We start from the raw sequence: 22,909 nt of genomic DNA on the forward strand, positions 1-22,909 counted from the left end.
TTTATTTTTTAGGTACCATAAAAGGCATTTGTTTTTTTGATGGCCACGCTTATTGCCATATTGTTCGTAATATTCTATTTATGTTATCTAGGCTTTGTGCTTAATGCAATTAGTCAAGGTAAATTCTGGTATGTACTTGTTTATCTAATTTCGTTTTTACCCATATACACTGTCTTCATCTCTTTTACTTATGCTTTTTTGGAGATTGTGCCCCTTACACAGTTTATCAAATACTCAAAAGAACTTGTATTCATATATGCTTTGGCTGTTTGGCTAATTGGGAGAAAGGCTAGCCTTATTAATTGGTCTTTTTGCCTTACGACCCTTGATAAGGTGTTTATTGCATTTTTAACAATGTGTTTTGTTTTTATGGTTTTGCCTATTGGAGAGGCATCATTTGTGAATAAGGCAAACTATTTTAAAAACCTTCTTTTGCTTGGCATTGCATACTTTCTTGGAAGACAGATACCATTTTCGCCCCAAGAATGGCATTCAACTTTCAAATTAGTTCTTCATGTGACTGTTGCTGCATTTTTTCTTGTGATACTTGAGAAAGTAACCGCAACTCATTTTCACTCTCAAATTGGCTTTGTTAAATATGGTTCAGACATACTACAAATTGAGCCTGAAGGATTGTTTGATTTAAGATATACTTTTCAGGCTCAGGGAGGACAACCAAGATATGGGTCCTTTTTTGCAAATCCATTAGAATTTGCAGCTTCTATGCTGATCAGTTTTTCGATCGTAATAGTATATCTGGTTTCATCAAAAAGTAGGGCTAATAAAATAAATTATCTAATACTACTCGGGGTGGTGATTTTATGTGTCTTGCTTGCATATTCGAGAGCCACTTTCGTTTCATTCTTCATTATGCTGGTATACATGGCATTTTTGCTTAGAGTTTATAAACTGATTGTAGCATTTGGTATAATTGCTGCTTTAATGGGTGTATACATTGTTTTTATTGCTCCAGATGATCTTAGATATTTTGTTCAGGATACAATTCTATTTCAAAACGCATCAAGTGTAGCCCACGTATTAGAATGGCTAGAAGCTTGGGAAAGTATGTTGGCTAACCCTATGGGTATTGGTCTAGCCACTAGTGGTAATGCAGGAGGCGTTGATTCAGATCTTCAAGTAGGGGGGGAGAATCAGTATTTGATTTTTGGAGTACAGCTAGGCTTTTTAGGTCTTATATTATACTTAGCAATGTTGTTCTACAGTATTAGAAATGGTTGGGTAACCTTCAGGGGCTCAAGTAGCCTATTCGAGAAAAGAGTTGCTTTTATTGCATCGAGCGTAAAGTTTGGTTTATTATTGCCATTATTTACTTCTAATGTTGAAATATATTTATTTGTTGCCTTATTTTCTTGGTGGTTAGTGGGAAGTAGTGAAACTCTTTATCAAAACTATTCCAATGTAACCAAAGAGAGGTTATCCAATAGTTATAGGCTATCAGAAACTCAAGTATAGGTAATGTCAATATAGAGTAGAGAGGATGAGATGAGGACAAATTGGAAGTATAGCTTCAAGAGTGCATTGGCAATAAATGTACAGCGAATTATTAGTATAGCTTCTCTATGGTATTTTAAGTATATAAGTCAGCGTAAAGTAACATTTGTTAGAAGGTATGGAATAGGCGATGTGATTATGAGTACATATGCCCTAAGCCAATTTAGAAATGAACACCCTGAAACCGATATTTCGATAGTAACGAACTATAAAGAGGTTTTTGATGACACCTACCATACGACTCATAAACTTTCATGGACAGACTTTCCAGTAATCTGGCTGATGTATGAACATTACGATTTTTGGATATGGAGAAAAACGGATAGATCCATACCCCACATTATAAGCGAGTTTATTGGTTATAAATCTCATGATAATCAGTTTCAGCTTTCTATTCATATTGATGAGAAGAGGCATGCTCGATTTTTGGAAAACATGGTCAGCAATAAAAAGTATATTGTTATTCAGCCCTATGCTAGTCACTGGAATTCAGAGAAGAACTGGTCAACTGAAAATTGGCAGCAGTTAATTTCTAGAATCAGCAACCTTGGCTATCAAATATACCACCTAGGACTAGAACTAGATCCTTTACTTTCGGGAGTTATTGATCTTCGTGGAAGAACTAGTTTGGAAGAATCATTTTTACTGATTAAATACTCTTCTTTTTTTTTAGGAGTTAACTCTTTTGGTGAACAAGCTGCAGGAGCCTTCAGTATTCCCTCTATCATTTTATATGGCCCTACAAACCCAGTATATAGCTTAAACCCTGGCCAAACAGCTATTTATGCAGATGAAAAAATCGATTTTGAAAGGATAGGTGGTTTGACTTATACATTTTGTCAGATAAACCAAATAAGACCTGAGTTTGTATTTAACTGCCTAATAGAAAAATTGAATTTGCAACCAAATCATTTAAATACATGAACATTCTATTCTTACATAGTTCTCCTGATTTGTATGGTGCGGGTAAGGTAGCATTGGAGGATATTAAGATTCTCATAAAGAATGGCCATAATGTAGTAATCTGCATGTCTCGTGAAGGGCCTTTGTGTGATATATTAAGAGATCTAGGGTGCTCAGTAAACATCATACCTTTAGCTACAGTAAGAAGAGAGTATTTTAATCTGAGAGGTATTCTCAATCGTTTTTATGTTTACCGAAAGTCGCTAAAGGCTCTAAAAAGGGTAGCCGATGAACATAAAATAGAGTTGATTTATACCAATACAACAGGAATTCTGACTGGGGCTATCTTTGCTAAGAGAACTCGATTAAGGCATCTTTGGCATGTTCATGAGATTACTCCTGGGCCTAAGTGGCTTTTAAAGTTTTATGGCCATCTGTTATCCAAATATTCTGATGTCGTTATAGCCGTTTCAGATGCAGTTAAAGACCATTGGTTAAAGGTCAATGAGAGGATTAATATAGTGAGGGTCTACAATGGCTTTGACTTAGAAGCTTACGATGGGACAAGTTGGTTGAAAAAGGAATTCAATATTAAGAGCGATACAATTCTCATTGGTATGGTGGCCCGAGTTCATTTTTGGAAAGGACAAACCTATTTTCTTAATATTGCTGCCCAGCTTAAGTCAAGACATTCTAATCTAAAGTTTATAATGGTTGGTGATGCGTTTCCGGGTTATGAATATTTATATGACGAAATAAGGACTAGAATTAATTTTCATCAACTGGAAGAGGATGTTATTGACCTAGGCTATCGTGAAGATATTACACGTATTTTGTACGATCTGGATATTTTCATCTTACCATCTATTCAACCAGATCCATTGCCAACAACAATTATTGAAGCAATGTCTAGTGGAAAGCCTGTTATAGCTACCAATCATGGCGGTGCTCCTGAAATGCTTAAGGAAGGAGAAACAGGATTTTTGATACCATGGAATAATGCTATTGAAGCGGCTAACAAAATTGACTCTCTTATTATCGATACTGGTTTGCGAGAAAAAATGGGAAAAGCTGGCGAACTTAGGGTTAAGAACATCTTTTCACTCAAGAGGCACGAGCAAGAAATTATAAAATTGATAAATGCCATATAGATGCGTGTAGCGATTATAGGAACAAGAGGTTACCCTTATGTTTATAGTGGGTATGAAACCTTTATTAAGGAACTTGTAGAGCGGTTGGTTAAAAAGGATGTTGAAGTAGTAGTGTATTGTCATCGGAATCTTTTCAGTAAGCGCCCTAAGAAGGTAAATGGTGTCAAACTAGTTTATATACCCACTATTGAGACCAAAGCCTTGAGTCAACTGGTGCATTCTTCTCTTTCAATGATTCATGCTTCCTTTTCGAAAGCTGATGTGATTTTTGCAGTTAATTCTGCCAACGGCCCTTTTGGAATGATAAGTAGACTTTTCGGCAAACCGACAGCCATAAACGTAGATGGTTTGGAGTGGTTAAGGCCAAAATGGAAGGGCCTTGGGGCAGCATACTTTAAGTGGGCCTCTAGACAAGCCACCAAATGGTACGATACTATTATAAATGATGCAGATGAAATGCGTAGAATTTACCTAGATCTTTTTGGTAGAGATTCTGAGGTTATTGCCTACGGGGGAAATATAAAATACTCGACTCAACCAGGCCTAATTAATGAATGGGGGCTAACAGCACATGAATACTACTTAATTGTTGGTCGGTTTATTCCCGATAATAATTGGGGTATTATGATTGAAGGGTTTCGAAAAAGTAGGACTAAAAGAAAATTGGTGATAGTTGGTGATGTCCCATATAAAGATGACTATTCGGCTAATCTCAAAAAATTGGCTGAGATAGATGATCGTTTAGTTTTTACAGGCCTTGTGACGAACAGGGATGCAGTTGCAGAACTATTTCACAATGCTTATGTGTATATGCATGGGCATGAATTTGGAGGGACAAACCCTACAATGCTAGAAGCCTTGAGTTTTGGTTCGGCCATTATTGCCCTTGATACAGCTTTTAATAGAGAAGTACTTCAAAATGGGAAGTATGGTCAATTTTTTGATAAAGACGAAGAAAGTGTCTGCTCACTGATTAATGATATCGATAATGAGAAAGATCTTGTTTTAGGAATGAAAGATATATCGAGGGAAGGAATAACCGATAAGTACAATTGGGATTGTATAACCGATCAGTATATTCAGGTATTTCAAGAAATCTGCAAAAATTAAGAGAACAGTGACTTGTTCTGAGCCTCCCAGATATGTTTTTTCTGGGTCAGGTAACCTTTGCCTTTTAGAGAAAGAAATTCTTGTAGATTTAGCCTATAGGTAGTTTCCAGTCTCGATTCATACGTCTCCAGAAAGCACTCAATAAACTGAAACTGATGTTTAAGAGGTTCTTCTTTGCCAGATAACTGCATGACGTTATTACGTACCCTTTTGAGTAAACTATTACTCCTTTTCTGATTAAATGTCAGGCTTTTCTCATGACTTCTATGGGCACTCAAAGGTTTTTTAATGCTCTTTACCCGACCCATGGTATAAGCAACCATTCCTAGCCAGGCATCATGATAAATTTCCAGATTTTCAGGAATGTCTTTGGCGTATTTTGTAAGCTCTTTGTTCATCAAAGATGCGGAACCAGTAACCAGATTAACGATGAGGTTTGTTTGAAAACTATGTTCATAAATATCCTGTCTTCTGTTCTGCCAAAAAGTTCCCTGTAGTAATTGATCATTTTCATCGATGATCTTCATATCATGATATATGAGGGTGGGTATATCATTATCCCCTTTTTCTAATTCTAACATCTCTTTCAGACAGAGCTCTAATTTATCTTCTAACCATACATCATCCTGGTCTGCAAGAGCTATATAATCAGCCGAATAGTTCTCCTGAAGTCCTTTTTTAATATTTCTGATAACCCCAAGATTTCCTTTATTCTCATGTAAAGTGATAATTCCATGAGCATTTGCGGCTTCTCGTAATATTCTTTTAAAATCGCTCGATGAATTGTCATCATAGATATGTACTTCCTTTAGATACTTTTGGCAAAGGATGCTATTAAGCTGTTGTTGGAAGAATAGATCACCATTGAAAGTAATCATGACTACGCTGACGCTAGCTCCCATAAATTTTTTTCTTCATTGTGATCATAATTTCTTTTATGAGCTCCTCTTTGAATAATAGGTGTTGTATTAGAAAGTAAGATGTCCCACAGGTTATTATCGAAAGAGAAAAAATTAAAATAGGGTTTCCTTTTAGAAGTTCCTGTAAAGAGAAAACTATAGGAATGAATAAAACAACACTTACTAAGGCTTTGTAAATGGCCTTCCATGGTAATGCTTTAAGAATATGACTAGGCACAAAAATACAATAGCCTATAGTGACGATAAGTTCGGTTGCTGTGTTGGCAATGGCTGCTCCAGTGCTGCCCATAGAGGGAATTAACATGATTGAGAGTATCAGAAATACAAACATCCCAATCAGGGTTGAATAAAATATACTTCGATTTTTATTGTGTGGGATTAAAATCTGAAAAGAAATTAGGTGCCCTAGTCCTATGAGCAATGGAAGAAATGCTAAAATTCTGACATCGGAGACCGCCTTAAGGAATAGTGGGCCTGAGAAAATCAGAATAGCTTCCTTGTTTAGTAGGAAAATCCCAAATGACATTGGTATGGCTAATAAAACCAAAAACGAAAATGACTTTCCGTATAGTGATAGTTGTCCAGCCATGTTTTTCTCTTGAGCATACTTAGTTGCTCTTGGAATCATAACCACGCCCATACTAGTCAGAACTGGAATACTTACTTTTGCTAGCTTTACGGCAGAGGTGTAAAACCCAACTTCTTTTTCATCATTCAGAAACCCTAGCATGACAGTATCTAAAGTGGTGTAGATTGTAGTTGCCACAATCATTGCAAAGATTGGGAGTAATGGTTTAAAGTGACGACTCACTTCAATTTTGGCGAATGAAAAAATTTTGATGCTTCTGAAAAGAAAGAGAAAATTTAGGAAGTAATTTCCTATATAAAGAAATACCAAAAAGAATAAATACTCTAAAGTATCTTGCTGGGTTTTGACGAACGTGAAAAGTATTATCAAACTTAACCCCTTGACAAAAGCAGATCTTAGTGCTAATATTTTGAATTGCTCAGTTCCGCTGAAAAACCAATCTACATTAAATACAGTCAGAAAAATTATGGAACCGGCAATTGCATGTGCTGGCCAATTTGCGTTTAGATCTGGGATATTGATAATAACCAAGCTATAGACACCAAGAACAACAGCAACTAACATTGATAATATCACCAGCAACTCTGTTGTGACTTTGGATAAGAGCTCCTTGTTGTGTTTGACCTCCGCTATTGCTTTAACCCCGTATATTGGTATGCCAAACGCAGCGAGAATTGCAAAATACTGAGCAAATGAAAAAATGAATTGAGCTTCACCAATACCTTCCGGAGAAAGTATTCTGGCAGCATAAGGGAAAGTGACAATCGGAAAGACGATGTTTAAGAGAGAATTAAGGAGATTAAATCCATAATTTTTCTTTATAGACATTAGAACAAATATATGAGATCAAAACTAGCCGTGAAGTTATATTTGTCAACAAAGCCAACTTGAAAAGAGGGAGTGGTATAATATTGGTATTGGTAGTTTAGGGATTTAATTACACCAAATTTTCCTCCTATTATAAGATCATCAAATTGCCATGAACCTGTTGCAAATGCGCTGATATCAATCCAATGTCTCCTGTAATTACCTATGTGCTTAAAAAGGTCTATGTACAAGTCATTGTTATGAACATACCGTTCTAGCTGAATCCCAATCTTATTCATCTTAGAGACCCAGTTAACGTTTATTGTTTGAGCATTAGCACTTGGACCAATGCCAGCACCTAATATTTCTCCTTTGTGAGTGTAGCCATGCCTCACTCTGCTATGTATGTAAAAAGTACTGGCGTCCCGAATTATTCTACCAGACCCTTGTTGTAAAATTGTCCACTCCAAGTCAAATTCAATGAATTCCTTATTGCTACCTTTGAAGTTAAAGAGTTTACTAAAACCCACGAGGTAAGCAGCTGCGTGGCCAGGTTCTAAGAAAAAGTCTCTAAAATCTATTGAAGTATCGTTTCGTGAGAACTCAAAATAAAATTCACTTTTAGTAGATGTCCAGAAGTACCTGAAAAATAGAGATGCTAGCTGATCTCTCACGATATCATCAAACTTGTCATTATCTCTGAAAAGGTTAGAAAATGCTGGCAAATAGTCATTATTCTCTTTTGCTGTTTCGCTATACTGCTGAACTACCCGGGTAAAACCGAGTGATAGCCTTGGTATCCATTTAGGTTGATAGGTCATTGCGATACCGGATAAGTATCTCCAGTCATCGCTTCTCGGCCTGTAAATAAACTGCCCATTAACAACCATGTTGGCTCTTGGAGGATCATAACCAGACCCCTCAAGTTTTCCTGCTATCACTTGAGCCTCAAAATGGCCTATTGGTGTTTTTATAGCTTTGTTTGTATTCAGTGTAAGGTGTTGAAAGCCAGTAGCGTTATTGGACATGACCAAGGCATTCTTTTTTCCAGGACCCCAGTAGATGTTTTGATTTGACCACCCCGCAGAAACAGGCCCCAACTCTAACTTGACTGAGCTCTGACCCCATTTAAGTTTATGAATTGGCTCGTTGCCGAAGGATTCAGGTGTGTCTATATAATTAAGCTGTCGTCCATAATAGATGCTCCATAAAGTGGTGCCTCCATCTAACGGAAAACCTTCATATTCTAGATTTTGAGCAAAGTGGAATTCTGGGTTTATCTGAATATTCAAAGGTCCAAACTTAGCAGCAATCCCTCCAGAAACAAGTTGTTGATAACCACTTACTGGTAAAAATGTCCCATCATTCCAGCTGTAAGGTTGTTTGTGAGTGTATATTGACTGGGAGATTAGAGGTAAAACAATAAGTTTGCTCTTTTTACTAGTTGAATCATTAAACGAGTATGGATTGTTAGACTTAAAAATATTATTACTAATAGGTCTAATCATAAAAGAAACCGTGCTGTCAAACCTCCCGAGAACTTGTTGTCTTCTATAAAAGTCTTCAATTCCAGCAGAGCCTATTGCAAGCTGTCCTTGAGCAAAAATTGTCTTAAGGGAAAATAACCAAAGAAAAAGAGACAGTATTATTCGGGGCATTTGGATTATATCTCGGGTAGTTCAACAATAGTTACTTTGAGATTATCTATTGACCAGCTCTTTAAGCATAAATCTGGTCCAGCATCTTTAATGTCTGCAGCAATGTTCAAACGTAAATCGCTTGATCCATGGGGATATTGCCTAGCAATTTCAATAAGCTTACTGCCTCCTCGTTCCCCTTTAAAGTGACAAACACCTGGTAAAGAAGCATCTTTAACTTCCGCGTTCTCTGGGTTATGACGAATATTTATAATATCCGGAAAACTTTGAATCGCTTCACAATCTTGGCTCTGACACTTGGTGTTGATAATTGAGGAAAAATAAAGAGTGGAACTATCAATATTCATAATAAAGACATCCTCTCCATTACCTCGTTCCCCATCACCTTCCCATTTATCATGAATGTACAAATCGAAGCTTACTCTAATGTAGTCATGCTCTGGTATGCCGCCTAAGTTTAAGGTAATACCCCCACGCTCGAAACGACCAAGGTTCCTTGAATCGTTAAATTCAAAATATCTTTCTGCGGAATTATGGAAAATATAGAAGCTACTGTCAGTACCAATGATAGGTCTACTGTTTTGCTCATAATCATCCCAGAAAATTACTTGCTCATCAATTAGTCTCTGACTACAACCATGTGCTGAAAGTATAAGGAAAATGAGCGGATAAAATTTAATGTGTTTTGACATGAGAAACATTATGTACAAAGACGACTTAAACTTAACATTAAAATTAGAAGCAATAGGTCTTTTTTATATGTAGAAGTAAGATTCTAATGTAATTGTAATTTTGCCCTACCCCATTCTAAAATAATAATGTATAAGTTTAGTTTTGTTTCTTTACTGGAACTTCCATTTCCTAATGAAAAAACTATTTCTTGCTCTCAGTTTTCTGTTAACAATTGTAATTCAAAGCATTGCTCAAGACAATATTAATCGTGATAGCCTGTCTTTTTCAGCTACTCTAGGAGCAATGGCGTACTCGGATGAATTCGCACCATTTTTTTTAGTGCATAATCGATGGGGAGAAATTGGTGATGAACAAACTGTATTCTCGGCAGGAGAGCTGGCCTATTCTTATAGCTTAAATGATAATTGGAATTTTGAATCGGGATTCTCCTTTAGAAATGAGATATTCTCTAGTTACTATGCAGCAGCCAACTATGATATTCTTTATCTGAGATTAGGTGCATATAAAGAACAGCTAGGAGGATTGGCTTCTGATATAGGGGTTGTTAGTTACGGTTTAGGGAGAAATGCTCGCCCAGTTCCAATGATTGAGTTAGGAATGAATAACTATTTTGATGTTCCTTTTACTTATGGCTACGTTCAATTTAAAGCGCATATTGGACAGCGATGGCTAGAGACAGACAGATACATCTCACGAGCAAGAATGCATAGCAAAGATGTTTTTGTTAGGATTAATTTAGAGCGTGAAATTGGCTTAAAGGTTTCTTCTGGCTTAATACATTTTGCTCAATATGGTGGAACTGATCCTATGGGAAACCAACAGCCAAGCGGTTTTGATGATTTTATGAAGGTCTTCTTTGGTCAAGGTATTCCCAATGAACTTGGGGGGACTGCTGGTGAGTCAAATGCTGTTGGAAATCATTTAGGGATGATTGAGATTGGTTTTGAGAAAAATCTTGGAGATCATAGACTGAATTTGGATTACCAATCGCCTTTTGAGGATCAAGGTAGTATGCAAATGATCAGTCTAAAGAACTACCTTTTAGCATTTCAGTGGTTGCTGCCCAATGAGAGTAAGTTGATAAAAGAGGTAATGGTTGAATTTACAAAAAGCAAAAGGCAGTCAGGCCCAGGGTTGCCCGATCCTGCTCCTCATTTTCCAGACGAGGCTTCTAATTTCGGAAGAGAATTTGGTGGCAGAGATGATTATCACAATAATTATCTTTATAGATCTGGCTACTCATATCATGGAATGTCTATGGGAAATGCTCTGTTCTTAACTTATGACTGGACTCAAAATTTCTTAGAACCATACCCTAGTTACAACGCTCTTTTTTCAAATAACAGAATAGTTGCTCTGACTTTGGGAGTAAAAGGAGAGTTGTCCGGGGTGCTTGAATATAGGTTGCAATTGGTGTCTTCCAAGAATTTCGGAACATATGCAGGGCTTTATCAGGGGAGGTTCAACTGGGGGGGAGTGGCTCTTGATCCAAACTATGATTACGTTTTCCGAAATGGGAAAAGGCAGTATTATTCACTTTTGGATATCAAGTTTAATAAGCCTTTTAGAAATCAACCAATTGATTTAAACATCATGTTGGCCTTTGATTCAGGAGAATTATATACAAATACAGGAGCAGAAATTTCATTTAGTTATTCTTTTGTAAAGAATTAACAGGATTAGAAGGATTGAATCGTTTAATTTTGTAATTGCAAACATTCATAAAAGCACACGTGAAAAAGCGTTTTAATAGATACTTTCCTTATCTCTTTATTCTGGGAGAGCTTATTATTCTGGCAACAATATTCTTTGTTTCTCTTTTTGTTGCATTTGGATCAGTAGATCTAGAAAAACCTTATTCATATGCTTTTCTGATTTATATATGCTCTTGGCCTGTCTTTTCTTATTTCAATAAGGATTACAAGATAGGAAGAGCAGTGAGCTACTATAATACTTTCAAAAAGGCGTTCACGAGTGTTTTTATTTTCGTTTCTCTGATTTCCCTTTTGTGGATTTTTGTGGCCGGAGAGGAAGAGATTAATCGCCATTTTATGATGGCCCTTGTATTGTTTCTTTTTGTCTGGCTTACGATCTACAGAGTTTTTGTTCACTTAGTTCTCGATAGGTATAGAGCTTTTGGAGGGAATATTCGGTATGCTGCTATTATTGGATATGATAAATTAGGTTTCAATTTATACGACTTGTTTAAGAGAAAGCCGCACTATGGGATTAGATGTGAAGGCATTTATTCAGAGAACAATGGCCAAAATAAAAAACATAAATACCCAGTGCTAGGTGAGCTTGATGTTTTAATAGATGATGGGTTCAAGAATTACGATTTCATCTATCTCAGTGATTATTTACCCAGAGAATTAAAGAATAGAATAGTTAGAGCGGCAGATGAGAATGCCAAGAAAGTAAAGTTGCTGCCAGAGATAAAAACGGACGTATTAAAGACTTTTGTTCTAAGAAGGTATGACTCTATTTCTGTAATAGATATTAATAGATTGCCTTTAGACAGTTGGGGCAATAGGTTAGCCAAAAGGGCGTTTGATTTATCTTTCTCACTTGTCGTTATTTTATTCGTTTTGTCATGGATGTATCCATTGTTTGCTTTAATCATTAAACTTGAAAGCAAAGGCCCTGTTTTTTTCAAGCAGTGGAGGGAAGGGCAAGAGGGGGAGCATTTCTTGTGTTTGAAATTTAGAACGATGATTCTTAATCGGGACTCAGATACTCAATGGGCTACAAAGCACGACCCAAGGGTTACTAGATTTGGGGCCTTCCTTAGAAAAACCTCTTTAGATGAGTTTCCTCAATTTCTAAATGTATTCCTTGGTCAAATGTCTGTAGTTGGCCCCAGACCTCATCCAATATCACTAAATGATCAGTATAAGAATTCTGTACAGAAGTTTGCTAAGAGACACGAATCTAAGCCAGGTGTAACTGGGCTGGCTCAAGCTATGGGGTATAGAGGAGAAGTCACAGACTTTTTCCAGATGAGCTCAAGGGTTAAGCTAGACCGCTTTTACCTTCAGAATTGGTCATTTTTTCTAGACCTAAAAATTATCTTTCTAACAATTTTTGGAATAGCAAAAGGACAAGAAAAGGCCTACTAACTACTTGTTGTATTTAGAGAAGTCTTTATGCTCTTTCTTGTATAGTTTCTCTTCTGGGAGAGATTTGAAGTAATCATAAGTGATTTTCAAACCTTCCTTTCTATCTACTTTTGGTTCCCATCCGAGTATCTCCTTGGCTTTGGTGATATTTGGCTGTCTTTGCATCGGGTCATCTTTCGGTAGAGGCTTATAAATTACCTTTTGATCAGTTCCGGTCAGTTTTATAATCTCCTCTGCAAATTGAGATATGGTAATTTCATCAGGGTTTCCAATATTCACGGGGTGAGGATAGTCAGACATCAGCAACCTATAGATTCCTTCTACTTGATCATCAACATAGCAGAAAGACCTTGTTTGGCTTCCGTCTCCAAACACTGTTAAATCTTCACCCCTCAAAGCCTGACCGATAAATGCTGGTAACACTCTACCATCATTCAGTCTCATTCTAGGGCCATATGTGTTAAATATTCTTACTATTCTAGTTTCTAGGCCATGGAAAGTATGATAAGCCATTGTAATAGCTTCCTGAAACCTTTTTGCCTCATCGTAAACACCTCTAGGTCCAACCGGATTTACATTACCATAGTACTCTTCTGTTTGCGGATGAATTAATGGGTCTCCGTAAACTTCTGAGGTAGACGCGATAAGCATTCTGGCACTTTTAGCCCTAGCTAAACCTAGAAGATTGTGGGTTCCGAGTGAACCCACTTTTAATGTTTGTATAGGGATTTTTAAATAGTCTATCGGGCTAGCGGGTGAAGCAAAATGAAGAATATAGTCTAGATTACCAGGGACATGTACATAGTTAGAGACATCATGATGGTAGAATTCAAAATTTTCTAACGCCATTAGATGTTCTATATTTTCCATATTACCAGTAATGAGGTTGTCCATACCGATAACATAGAAGCCTTCTTTTATAAATCTATCGCATAAATGAGATCCTAAAAATCCAGCCGCTCCAGTAACTAATACTCTTTTCATTGCTTGTTTTGTTTATTGTAGTCCGATACCGTAATAAGTATACCCTAAGCTTCTTAGCTCTTCTCTGTCATAAATATTTCTTCCATCAAAAATCACCTTGTTTTTCAAAAGCTTGCTAACTACGTTAAAGTTAGGTATTCTGAACTCAGGCCATTCCGTAACCAGAAGAAGCGCATCGGTGTCTACTATCGCGTCATATTCATCTTTGGCATAAGTAATGGAGTCTCCTAAGTCTCTATGAGCTTCTTCCATAGCAACAGGGTCAAAAGCTTTTACTTTTGCTCCAGCCTCCATTAATTGATTGATTATTACAATTGAAGGAGCTTCTCTCATGTCGTCAGTTTTTGGCTTGAACGAAAGTCCCCAGATTCCGAAGGTCATTCCTGAAAGGTCTTCTCCAAAGTGTTTTTTGACTTTGGCAACCATTACTGATTTTTGAGCCTCATTTACTTCTTCTACTGCTGTCAGAACACGCATTTTGTAACCATTCTCATCAGCAGTTTTAATAAGCGCTTTTACATCTTTAGGGAAGCAAGATCCTCCATAACCAACCCCTGGGTAGATGAACTTAGTGCCTATCCTTGAATCACTTCCGATACCTTTCCTAACCATGTTTACATCTGCTCCCATGATTTCGCAAAGGTTGGCAACATCATTCATGAAGCTGATTTTAGTAGCCAACATAGAGTTAGCTGCGTACTTTGTCATTTCAGCTGAAGGAACATCCATGAAAATAGTTGGGTGGCCATTGAGTAAGAAAGGCTTATACAGCTTTTCCATGATTTTTCGTGCCTTTTCCGATTCAACGCCTACCACAATTCTATCTGGCTTTAGGAAGTCTTGAATGGCAGCTCCTTCTTTTAAGAACTCAGGATTAGATGCTACATCGAAATCAATATTTGCCCCTCTATTATCTAGTTCTTCTTGTACTGCAGCTTTAACTTTTTTTGCAGTGCCTACAGGAACGGTACTCTTAGTAACCACAACCATGTAGTCTTCCATGTGCTGCCCAACTTCTCTTGCTACGGCAAGAACATATTTTAGGTCAGCACTTCCATCTTCACCTGGAGGTGTTCCAACAGCAATGAATACTGCTTCCGAATCTTTCAGGTTGTCTTTTAAGCTTGTTGAAAAATGTAGTCTGCCTTTTTCTAGGTTACTTTTAACCATAGGTTCAAGGCCTGGTTCATAAATAGGCATAACACCATTTTTAAGACCTTCAATTTTCTTTTGGTCAATGTCTATACAGGTTACATTAATTCCCACTTCAGAAAAGCATGTACCAGTTACTAAACCTACATAGCCAGTTCCTACAATTGTTATTTTCATAGCTTAACTTTTCAATAAAATTAATTTCTCTCCAAAATTAGAAGTTTGAGCTTCGATTAAAAGCAATCTTCTTTCGATTAACGGTGATAATTCTCTGTTTAATTCGAGATTTTTTGTTGCCAGTTCCATGCATCGCGCATGGAATCTTCAAGTGAATGTTTTGTTTTCCAGTCTAATACTGCAGTAGACTTATCGACTTGTGCGTATACTTTTTCTACGTCTCCAGGCCTTCTAGGTCCAATTTCATACTTAAGTTTCTTGTTAGTCACCTTTTCAAAAGCATTGATGACTTCTAAAACTGTATTTCCTCTTCCTGTACCTATATTGATCACATCGAAGTGCGAAACTTCATTGACGGATTCAAGTGCTTTTATTGCTTGTACATGGGCTTCCGCCAAATCCATTACATGAATGTAGTCACGAATACATGTGCCGTCAGGAGTATTGTAGTCACTGCCGAAAACAGTTAATTTCTCTCTTACCCCAGCAGCTGTTTGGGTTATGAATGGTACCAAATTGTTAGGTACGCCAAGTGGTAACTCACCAATTTCTGCAGAAGGGTGGGCTCCTATAGGGTTGAAGTAACGCAGAGCAATGGACTTGATTTTACTGCCGCTAACAACAACATCTTCTATGGTTTCTTCGCCAATTTGCTTGGTGTTGCCATAAGGGCTGTTAGCAGGTTTTTTTGGTGATTTTTCTGTTACTGGTAGTTCATCTGGTTGACCGTATACTGTGCAAGAAGACGAGAATACTAAGTTTTGACAATCATGCTCAATCATGCTTTCTAAAACCGTGATGAGACCAGATACGTTGTTTTTGTAATAGTAAAGTGGTTTTTCTACCGATTCACCTACCGCTTTTTTTGCAGCGAAATGAATTACTCCATCAATTTTATTTTCACTGAATATTCTCCCAAGTAATTCTTCATCAAGAATATCTCCTTCGTAACAGGTGAAATCTTTCCCAGTAATATTTTTAAGACCTGTTAAAACGGATTTCGCTGAATTAGAGAAGTTGTCAAGGATAATAGGGTTGTATCCTACTTCATGCAGTTTCACAATCACATGAGAACCTATGTATCCAGCTCCACCAGTAACTAGAATATTGTTGTGCATGGTCAAAAATAGCTTTTCAAACCCAGTTAATTATTAACTCCTGTTATTTTTGTGTAAAAATCAGGAAAGAAGAGTTCATGAATAACAAAGTAAAGGAGCTTTCACAAGAGATTGATTCTTTTGTTGCAGAGTCACAAGAGCAACTAGAAGCATATAGATTAAGGTTTATTGGCCGAAAAAATGTGATAGCCGATCTTTTTTCTGAAATGAAAAATGTTCCGAATGAAGAAAAGAAGGCTTTTGGACAAGCAGTAAATGACTTAAAGAACCAAGCAAAAGATAAGTTTCAGTCTTTGATCGATAGTTTGAGTAGTCAATCTGGCGGAGATGAAAAACATCCTGATTTAACATTACCTCCGATATCTACGGAGTTTGGGTCTATACACCCCTTAACAGCTACTCGAAACCGATTTATTCAGATATTTGAACGGATAGGCTTTAACGTTTCTAATGGGCCAGAAATAGAAGATGATTGGCATAATTTTACAGCCTTAAACTTTCCAGAGAATCACCCTGCTAGAGAAATGCAAGATACCTTCTTTATTGAGAAGAATCCTGATATAGCTTTAAGAACGCATACGTCTAGTGTTCAAATTCGTGTAATGGAAAATGAAAAGCCTCCTATCAGAACGCTTTCACCTGGAAGGGTTTTTAGAAACGAGGCTATATCGGCAAGAGCTCATTGTGTTTTTCACCAAATGGAGGGGCTTTATATAGATAAAGGAGTTTCGTTTGCTGATCTGAAGCAAACGCTCTATCACTTTGTGAAAGAGATGTTCGATAGAGATACGCAAATCAGGTTTAGGCCAAGTTATTTCCCTTTTACTGAGCCAAGTGCCGAAATCGATATCTCCTGCCAAATATGCCATGGAGACGGTTGTAATATTTGTAAGCATACGGGGTGGGTTGAAATTGGAGGCTCTGGTATGGTAGATCCTAATGTTCTTGAAAATTGTGGTATTGACTCAAAAGAGTATTCCGGCTTTGCCTTCGGAATGGGAATTGAAAGAATTACCATGTTACGGTATGGTATTAAGGATTTAAGGCTCTTTACAGAAAACGATGTTAGATTCCTAAAGCAATTCAATAGCTTATGAGCAAACTAAGCAGTATTAAAAAAGTAGCAGTTGTTGGTGCAGGTACTATGGGGCAAGGAATTGCTCAGGTTTGTGCCATGGCAGGCTTAGATGTGATTCTTTATGACCTCAATTCTGACATGTTGGCCAAAGCTTTGGTATCGGTGGAAAGGAATTTAGATAAAGGAATAGAGAGGGGAAAGGTAAGTGAGCAGCTTAAAAATGATACACTTGCAAGACTAACAACGGTTTCTTCTGAAGATTTATTAGTGGCTGACCTCATTATTGAGGCAATAGTAGAAAAGCTAGAGATTAAACAATCTCTTTTTCAGAAGCTAGAAGCTATTAATTCTGAGCATACAATTCTTGCTTCGAATACCTCTTCAATACCAATTACAAGAATTGCAGCTGGCCTTAAGCGCCCACAAAACTTTGTAGGGATGCACTTTTTTAACCCAGCTCATATAATGAAGCTAGTTGAAGTTATTAGTGGTGCAGCAACAGATAAGGTAGTTGCTCAAACTGTATATGACTTAGCTAAAAAGCTAGGTAAAGTTCCTGTTCATGCCCAAGATGCTCCTGGGTTTATCGTGAATAGAGTGGCTAGGCATTTTTATGTAGAAGGGCTTAAGGTTTTAGAAGAAAGTGTTTCTGATGTTAATGGCATCGACAGGCTTGTTGAATCTAGTGGGTTCAAAATGGGGCCATTTAGGCTGATGGACTTAATTGGTGTAGATACCAACTATTCGGTTACAGAGTCTATGTTTAATGCATTTCATCAAGACTCCAAGTTTAGACCATCACGTATTCAGCAGCAAAAAGTAGATGCAGGTCATCATGGAAGAAAATCGGCAAGGGGCTTTTATGAATATGACTAAAGTAGGTTGTTTATCAACTTATCTATAGTTAATCCCTCTGCTTCAGCTTTAAAGTTCCTTACGATTCTATGCCTTAAAATAGGCTTAGCCACGGCCTGAACATCTTCAATATCTGGAGAGTATTTTCCATTGATTAATGCATTACACTTAGCTGCAACAACCAAACTTTGGGATGCTCGTGGTCCTGCGCCCCATTCTATATAATCTTTAGTTATTTGAGGAGCTCTATCGCTCTCAAATCTTGTCTTGTGAACTAAGTCTACAGCATACTCAACAACATTATCGGCAATTGGTACTTTTCTCACCAAATGTTGATACTCTATCACCTCTTTTGCTCCTAATACATGGTTAACTGTTTTAGACTTGTCACTAGTAGTGTTTTTAACTATGTCTACTTCAGATTGAAAAGATGGATATGTAAGTGTTATGTTGAATAAAAAACGGTCGAGTTGAGCTTCAGGAAGTGGGTAAGTTCCCTCTTGTTCAATCGGGTTTTGGGTAGCCAATACAAAGAAAGGTCTTTCAAGAGGGAAGTGTTGCCCCGCCACAGTTACCGAGTATTCTTGCATAGCCTCTAAAAGAGCAGCTTGCGTTTTGGGTGGAGTTCTATTGATTTCATCTGCCAAAATAATATTGGCAAAGATTGGGCCTTGAATAAATTTGAAGTTACGATCCTTATCTATGGTTTCTGCACCTAAGATATCAGACGGCATTAAGTCAGGCGTAAACTGAATTCTCTTAAAACTTAAATCTAAGGCCGATGAAATAGTCTGAATCAGAAGTGTTTTAGCCAAGCCTGGAACTCCTACCAAAAGACTGTGCCCCTGACAAAAGATTGAGGTAAGAAGAAGGTTCACCGTTTCTTCTTGTCCAATAATTACTTTTGAAATTTCTGCCTTGAGTCTTTTAAAGTCTTCGAAGAACTTATCGGCAAGGGCCACATCTGAAGGGTTGCTCATACTTATTGGTTATTGATGATACCGCAACGGTTATATTCCGGAGCTATCTCAATATAGACTTCTTTCATTTTGTCTTGAAGGTATTCTTGTCGTTTTCGGTCTTTTTTCATTTGAATGGTAGCCGCCTTCAATTTTTCGTAATCTTCGGTAAGGTTGGCTCTGTGAGGAGCAACCTTTTTTCTATAATAAATTATTCTGGCCAACTCATCTTCAGCACCTACTTGTATGGTAGAGGCTTTTGAAATTTCACCTTCCTTCATTTTATCTATTTCGAAGTAAAGCTCTGGATCAAGCTCGCTAGCTGGTACTCTCAAAGAGCCGAATTGGCCAGACATAAAACCACCGTTAGATTTAGTGCGTTCATCGTCTGAGTATTCTTTAGCTGCTTGCTCAAACGATATTTTTTCAGCAATAATTTCCTCTCTAAGGCTATCTAAATAATTAACGGCTTCCTGAACATCATCTTGGGTTGGCTTAGGAATAAGTATGATGTGGCGACTGTTATACTCGTTTCCTCTTTTTTCTATAAGCTGAGAGATGTGAACACCAAAAGAAGATTCAAAAGGCATTGAAATTTCCCCTGGTTTAAGAGAAAGGGTAGCCGCTTCAAAAGCCGGATCCATAGTGCCTCTTTGGTTGAAACCAAGGTTTCCGCCATTTGCACTAGTAGGGCCATCAGAGTTAAGTGTTGCCATAATTTCGAAACTCTCACCATTAATAATCCTTTCTCTGATTCCTCTCAGTTTATCCTTAAGTTCATCTATTACAGAATCATCTACCTCTGGGTTCTTAATTATCATACCTATTTCATATTCTGTAGAATAGAGAGGTAAACTGTCTTTGGGAATACTTGTATATAGTTTTCTTATCTCGTTTGGAGTCACTGAAACATCGGCTAGAATACTTTGTTCCTGTTGCTGAATTTGAAGTTGTTCTTGAATATCAGGGCGCAACTCTTCCATTATTTGGTCTAGCGATTTTCCATAGGCCTGGCGAATAGCTTCTTCAGAACCATAGCGCTGCATTATATTTTGAGCTCTACCTTGCATCTCGTAATCAACTCTAGATGGGTCAACAATTATCGAATCTATCTCTGACATGGCATGCATTACCTTACTTTCTACCATGTCCTTGAGTAATAAACATCTAGCATCACCATCGAACTGAACAGCAGCTGGGCTACTCAAAAATTGGAGATAAGACGATTCTAAATCGCTCTTTAAGATGATTTTGTCATCTACCTTAGCAATAATTTTATCTACTACTTCACCTTCTTGTGCTCTTACGTTAGAAAACATAAGGAGCATAACTGCTGCACTAGCGATATATCTTGTAATCTTCATTTTCTTTTGCGTTTTGAAAAACTTCATTTTCAAGGCTCTTTGCCAACTCTACTTTTCGCTTATTCAGAATTATGTTTCTGATATCTTCTCTTACAAACTCCAACGGAGAGATTTCTTCCGAAATTTTGTAGTCATCAATTTTGAGGAGGTAAAGATATAGAGAATCTGTTTCTTCAGTGTAGCGGGTGGTTTTTAGGAATTGAATCTTGTTGGTTATGGTGGAGAAAGGTGAATTCTTTGTTATGTCATCAAACTTTATCCAAGTAGAGTCTTCTAGAGAATAGTTGTTGGCAAACTGAAAAGCATAGTCTTTTAGAGCGTTTAGATCTTGTGGGCGAGAAGATTTAATCCAGCGTCTAATATCAGTCTTTTTGGGGGCTTGTTGATTCACTTTTAAAAACCTACCCCTAAAAATATTTTGTCTCAAGGCGAAATTGTCTTGGTTGTTGGAGTAGTATTCGAATATCTCTTCTTCTGTAACGGCCGTGTCGAGTAATTGCTGAATTCTTAGCTTTTGATATTCATAAGAAAGAAGCGTATAACGATAATCAGCTACTTTTCTTTCTATTTCTGATTGATCTATTCGAACATTACTTGTGGCCTCCTTTACCAAAAGCTCTTTTTTAATCCAGTTACGTACATATTGAGTTGTAATGGAAGTGCTATCTTCTGCAGACATGCCGGGCTCAATAAGGTTGGCCACATCAGCTTCAAAAAGGTACGAATTACCAACGCTCGCTACCAGCGTTTCACTGTTGCCAGTACTCTGGTTAGAGTCACTCACAAAGTAGTCGCACGAACTCAGGAGAGTCGATACAGCGATGCATATGTAAAAGAGTTTTTTCAACGATTGCTGATGGCCTTAAGTACCTTCTTGTTTATTTTAATTTTGGCGGAATCTCTTAGTTCTTCTATCCATTGGCTATCCAATTCTTCCTGATAGTCTGACATAACAATTCCTTTTATCTCATTGAGCTGCTGTGGCCCTTCGGGTAAAATATTTTGCACCAAACAGTAAGCATTTAAACTTGATGGTTCAAACCACTTTCCTATCTGAGGTTTTCCCATTTCAAAATTAGCTAAATCACTTACCAATAGAGTTCTTTTAGCAAAATTTAACTCCTCAGTTTTAGAATCTCCCATTTCTTTTGAAATGTATGGTTTGGCTCTCGGTAAGGAATCTAAAGGAATGGATAGTTCAGAAAGTTCACTTCTGAGTTGTTCCGATTTGTTATTTGTGCACAGACATTCTACTCTTTCACCCTCGACATACTGATTGAGATGATTCTGATAGTATGATTGAAGGCCGAGACTATCTTGGGCAGCTTTATCCCATACTTTTCTTTGCATTACCTCAAAAAGAAGAAGTCCTTCTTCGTACTCATTCATAAGAAATCCGAACTCTGGGTATTTCTCTGGTGCAATAGAATCTTCGTAAGCTATAACGTAGTCTTTCTCGAACTTTCGGTAGAATTCTATAAGCTGAGGCCTGGTGTACTTTATGTTGAATCCAGGAAGAGACTCTAAAAAGGCGCTTGTTTTCACTTGGTTTTGCCCATGAGTGAAGATTACCCTCTCTTTTAGCTCACTTTCATAGGCTGTACTTCTGCTGGCTTGACTTATTTCATGGATAATACTGTTAAGACTTTCTGCATCTTGGCTGAAGTTGTTTTCCTCCTTGAGCTTTTTTAGCAAAGCCTCTTCTGCCAGATTATTTCTTCCCATCCGCTTAAGGAGTTGAGCAATTTCGGTTTTCTTTATTTCATAAGGCTCTAAGGGCTGTAAACCTTCTAGTTTTACAATGTGCCAACCAAATTGAGTTTCTTTAGGCTTGGTATATTCTCCTACTGTATCTATTGCGTGGGCAATATCTAGAAAGTCATCTGGAAGCTGCTTTATACCTGCCCAAGGCAAAGATCCATCATTGTGTTTTGTTCCATTATCATCAGAGAATTGGCTAACCATAGTGCTCCAGTCACCACCGTTTTTAAGTGAGTCATAGACCATTTGAGCACGCTGAAATGCTTCCTCTCGCCCTCTTTGTTTAGTGAAGAAGATGTGGGAGGTCTTTATTTTACCTCTATTTTGGCGTTTATCATTAACGAATATAAGGTGGTAGCCAAAGCTAGATCTGACAATATCAGAAACTCTGCCCGGTGCAGTTTTGTATGCTCCTTCTTCAAAAGGAGCCACCATGTGCATAGCTGTGAACCAACCTAAATTCTCTCCATTCCTTGCACTACCGTCTTGAGAGAATCTTCTGGCCATTTCTTCAAATTCTTGTTTGGAGCCTATGGTTTGTTTAAGGCTATCTAAAAAATTATAAGCCTTTAGAGTGTCGTTAGGAGAAGCCGTTGCATCTAGCTTGAGTAGGATGTGAGATGCATTTATATCGCTCTGCATGCGAGCGTAAATCTCTCTTAACAGAGTTTCTTCGGCACTGTCATCTTCCAAATACGGCTTTCTTATTTGAGATATGTAGCCCTCCAATTCATTCTGAAATACCAAAGACGTGTCTAAACCTAATCTACGTGCTGCTCTTACCTTAAGCTTGAAATTAATGAATTGATTAAGGTAGGCTTCAAGTGAGTCTCTATTGATGGGTTCATTTTCTTTTCTGTTCTTTTTAAAAGCATAAAGGAACTCATCTTGACCAATTGCTTCACCATCTATTGTAGCTACTACCTGAGCACTAGAAAAGTTGGCTAGGGATAAAAAGGAGGCTAAAAGTATGACTCCGAAAACTGAAGTTTTCATTAC

At 37.5% G+C, this 22,909-nt stretch carries 19 protein-coding genes; 8 read left to right on the forward strand and 11 right to left on the reverse strand.

The features are described from left to right. The first annotated feature begins 96 nt into the window (after positions 1-96). From AWW68_RS05410 to AWW68_RS05425, 4 genes are read left to right on the forward strand one after another with little or no spacing between them, the layout of a single operon-like run. A complete protein-coding gene (locus tag AWW68_RS05410; protein ID WP_157717538.1) occupies positions 97-1,473 on the forward strand; it encodes an O-antigen ligase family protein in 1,377 nt (458 codons plus the stop codon). Between the two features lie 30 nt (positions 1,474-1,503). Further along, positions 1,504-2,436 carry a glycosyltransferase family 9 protein gene (locus AWW68_RS05415; protein WP_084375578.1) on the forward strand — a complete coding sequence of 311 codons (933 nt, stop codon included), beginning with the start codon at positions 1,504-1,506 and terminating at the stop codon, positions 2,434-2,436. Further along, on the forward strand, positions 2,433-3,566 hold the full coding sequence (locus AWW68_RS05420) for a glycosyltransferase family 4 protein (RefSeq protein WP_068217473.1): 1,134 nt from the start codon (positions 2,433-2,435) through the stop codon (positions 3,564-3,566). Before AWW68_RS05415 ends, AWW68_RS05420 begins: the two co-directional genes overlap by 4 nt. Then, complete coding sequence (locus AWW68_RS05425) at positions 3,567-4,676, forward strand: DUF1972 domain-containing protein (RefSeq protein WP_068217476.1); 1,110 nt, start codon at positions 3,567-3,569, stop codon at positions 4,674-4,676. Here AWW68_RS05425 and AWW68_RS05430 read toward each other — a convergent pair. The 4 genes from AWW68_RS05430 to AWW68_RS05445 form a co-directional block, all read right to left on the reverse strand. After that, positions 4,673-5,578, reverse strand: a complete 906-nt coding sequence (locus AWW68_RS05430) for a glycosyltransferase (RefSeq protein WP_084375579.1) — start codon at positions 5,576-5,578, stop codon at positions 4,673-4,675. The genes AWW68_RS05425 and AWW68_RS05430 overlap by 4 nt on opposite strands. Beyond that, entirely contained in the window at positions 5,568-7,013 is a 1,446-nt protein-coding gene (locus tag AWW68_RS05435) for a flippase (protein ID WP_068217482.1), read from the reverse strand. Before AWW68_RS05435 ends, AWW68_RS05430 begins: the two co-directional genes overlap by 11 nt. Beyond that, a complete protein-coding gene (locus tag AWW68_RS05440) occupies positions 7,013-8,500 on the reverse strand; it encodes a capsule assembly Wzi family protein (RefSeq protein ID WP_157717539.1) in 1,488 nt (495 codons plus the stop codon). The genes AWW68_RS05435 and AWW68_RS05440 overlap by 1 nt, the downstream gene beginning before the upstream one ends. A 155-nt stretch (positions 8,501-8,655) precedes the next feature. Beyond that, positions 8,656-9,342, reverse strand: coding sequence for a hypothetical protein (locus tag AWW68_RS05445; RefSeq protein WP_157717540.1), 687 nt, complete (start codon positions 9,340-9,342; stop codon positions 8,656-8,658). Between the two features lie 172 nt (positions 9,343-9,514). Here AWW68_RS05445 and AWW68_RS05450 point away from each other — a divergent pair, with 172 nt between their 5' ends. Both AWW68_RS05450 and AWW68_RS05455 read left to right on the forward strand, forming a co-directional pair. Continuing rightward, complete coding sequence (locus AWW68_RS05450; RefSeq protein ID WP_068217491.1) at positions 9,515-11,017, forward strand: capsule assembly Wzi family protein; 1,503 nt, start codon at positions 9,515-9,517, stop codon at positions 11,015-11,017. A 35-nt stretch (positions 11,018-11,052) separates the two neighbouring features. Further along, the gene (locus tag AWW68_RS05455) at positions 11,053-12,462 is read left to right on the forward strand and encodes an exopolysaccharide biosynthesis polyprenyl glycosylphosphotransferase (protein ID WP_084375580.1); all 1,410 of its coding nucleotides are present in this window, start codon (positions 11,053-11,055) and stop codon (positions 12,460-12,462) included. Here the strand turns inward: AWW68_RS05455 and AWW68_RS05460 are convergent, their stop codons facing one another. From AWW68_RS05460 to galE, 3 genes are all read right to left on the reverse strand, one after another. Continuing rightward, positions 12,463-13,446: a UDP-glucuronic acid decarboxylase family protein gene (locus tag AWW68_RS05460; RefSeq protein ID WP_068217498.1), complete on the reverse strand. Its 984-nt coding sequence runs from the start codon at positions 13,444-13,446 to the stop codon at positions 12,463-12,465. It abuts the gene before it with no gap. A 12-nt stretch (positions 13,447-13,458) separates the two neighbouring features. Continuing rightward, positions 13,459-14,775, reverse strand: coding sequence for a UDP-glucose dehydrogenase family protein (locus AWW68_RS05465; RefSeq protein WP_068217501.1), 1,317 nt, complete (start codon positions 14,773-14,775; stop codon positions 13,459-13,461). A 98-nt stretch (positions 14,776-14,873) separates the two neighbouring features. Further along, positions 14,874-15,893, reverse strand: a complete 1,020-nt coding sequence (gene galE, locus AWW68_RS05470) for a UDP-glucose 4-epimerase GalE (protein ID WP_068217504.1) — start codon at positions 15,891-15,893, stop codon at positions 14,874-14,876. Between the two features lie 77 nt (positions 15,894-15,970). On the opposite strand from galE, the gene pheS reads away from it, so the two are divergent. Together pheS and AWW68_RS05480 are read left to right on the forward strand one after the other, a co-directional pair. Next, positions 15,971-16,990 (forward strand): phenylalanine--tRNA ligase subunit alpha, encoded by a 1,020-nt coding sequence (gene pheS / locus AWW68_RS05475; RefSeq protein WP_068217507.1) that lies wholly within the window; start codon positions 15,971-15,973, stop codon positions 16,988-16,990. Beyond that, positions 16,987-17,847 (forward strand): 3-hydroxyacyl-CoA dehydrogenase NAD-binding domain-containing protein, encoded by an 861-nt coding sequence (locus AWW68_RS05480; RefSeq protein ID WP_068217509.1) that lies wholly within the window; start codon positions 16,987-16,989, stop codon positions 17,845-17,847. Before pheS ends, AWW68_RS05480 begins: the two co-directional genes overlap by 4 nt. On the opposite strand, the gene AWW68_RS05485 is transcribed toward AWW68_RS05480, so the two are convergent. From AWW68_RS05485 to AWW68_RS05500, 4 genes are read right to left on the reverse strand one after another with little or no spacing between them, the layout of a single operon-like run. After that, positions 17,844-18,806 (reverse strand): AAA family ATPase, encoded by a 963-nt coding sequence (locus tag AWW68_RS05485; protein ID WP_068217512.1) that lies wholly within the window; start codon positions 18,804-18,806, stop codon positions 17,844-17,846. The two genes, AWW68_RS05480 and AWW68_RS05485, sit on opposite strands and share 4 nt — an antisense overlap. A gap of 2 nt (positions 18,807-18,808) precedes the next feature. Continuing rightward, positions 18,809-20,149 (reverse strand): peptidylprolyl isomerase, encoded by a 1,341-nt coding sequence (locus tag AWW68_RS05490; protein ID WP_185101204.1) that lies wholly within the window; start codon positions 20,147-20,149, stop codon positions 18,809-18,811. Further along, positions 20,124-20,933, reverse strand: coding sequence for a hypothetical protein (locus AWW68_RS05495; protein ID WP_068217520.1), 810 nt, complete (start codon positions 20,931-20,933; stop codon positions 20,124-20,126). The genes AWW68_RS05490 and AWW68_RS05495 overlap by 26 nt, the downstream gene beginning before the upstream one ends. A gap of 59 nt (positions 20,934-20,992) precedes the next feature. Further along, positions 20,993-22,906, reverse strand: a complete 1,914-nt coding sequence (locus AWW68_RS05500; RefSeq protein ID WP_068217523.1) for a peptidylprolyl isomerase — start codon at positions 22,904-22,906, stop codon at positions 20,993-20,995. Positions 22,907-22,909: the final 3 nt, after the last annotated feature.

It is taken from the genome of Roseivirga spongicola (assembly GCF_001592965.1).
GTDB lineage: Bacteria > Bacteroidota > Bacteroidia > Cytophagales > Cyclobacteriaceae > Roseivirga > Roseivirga spongicola.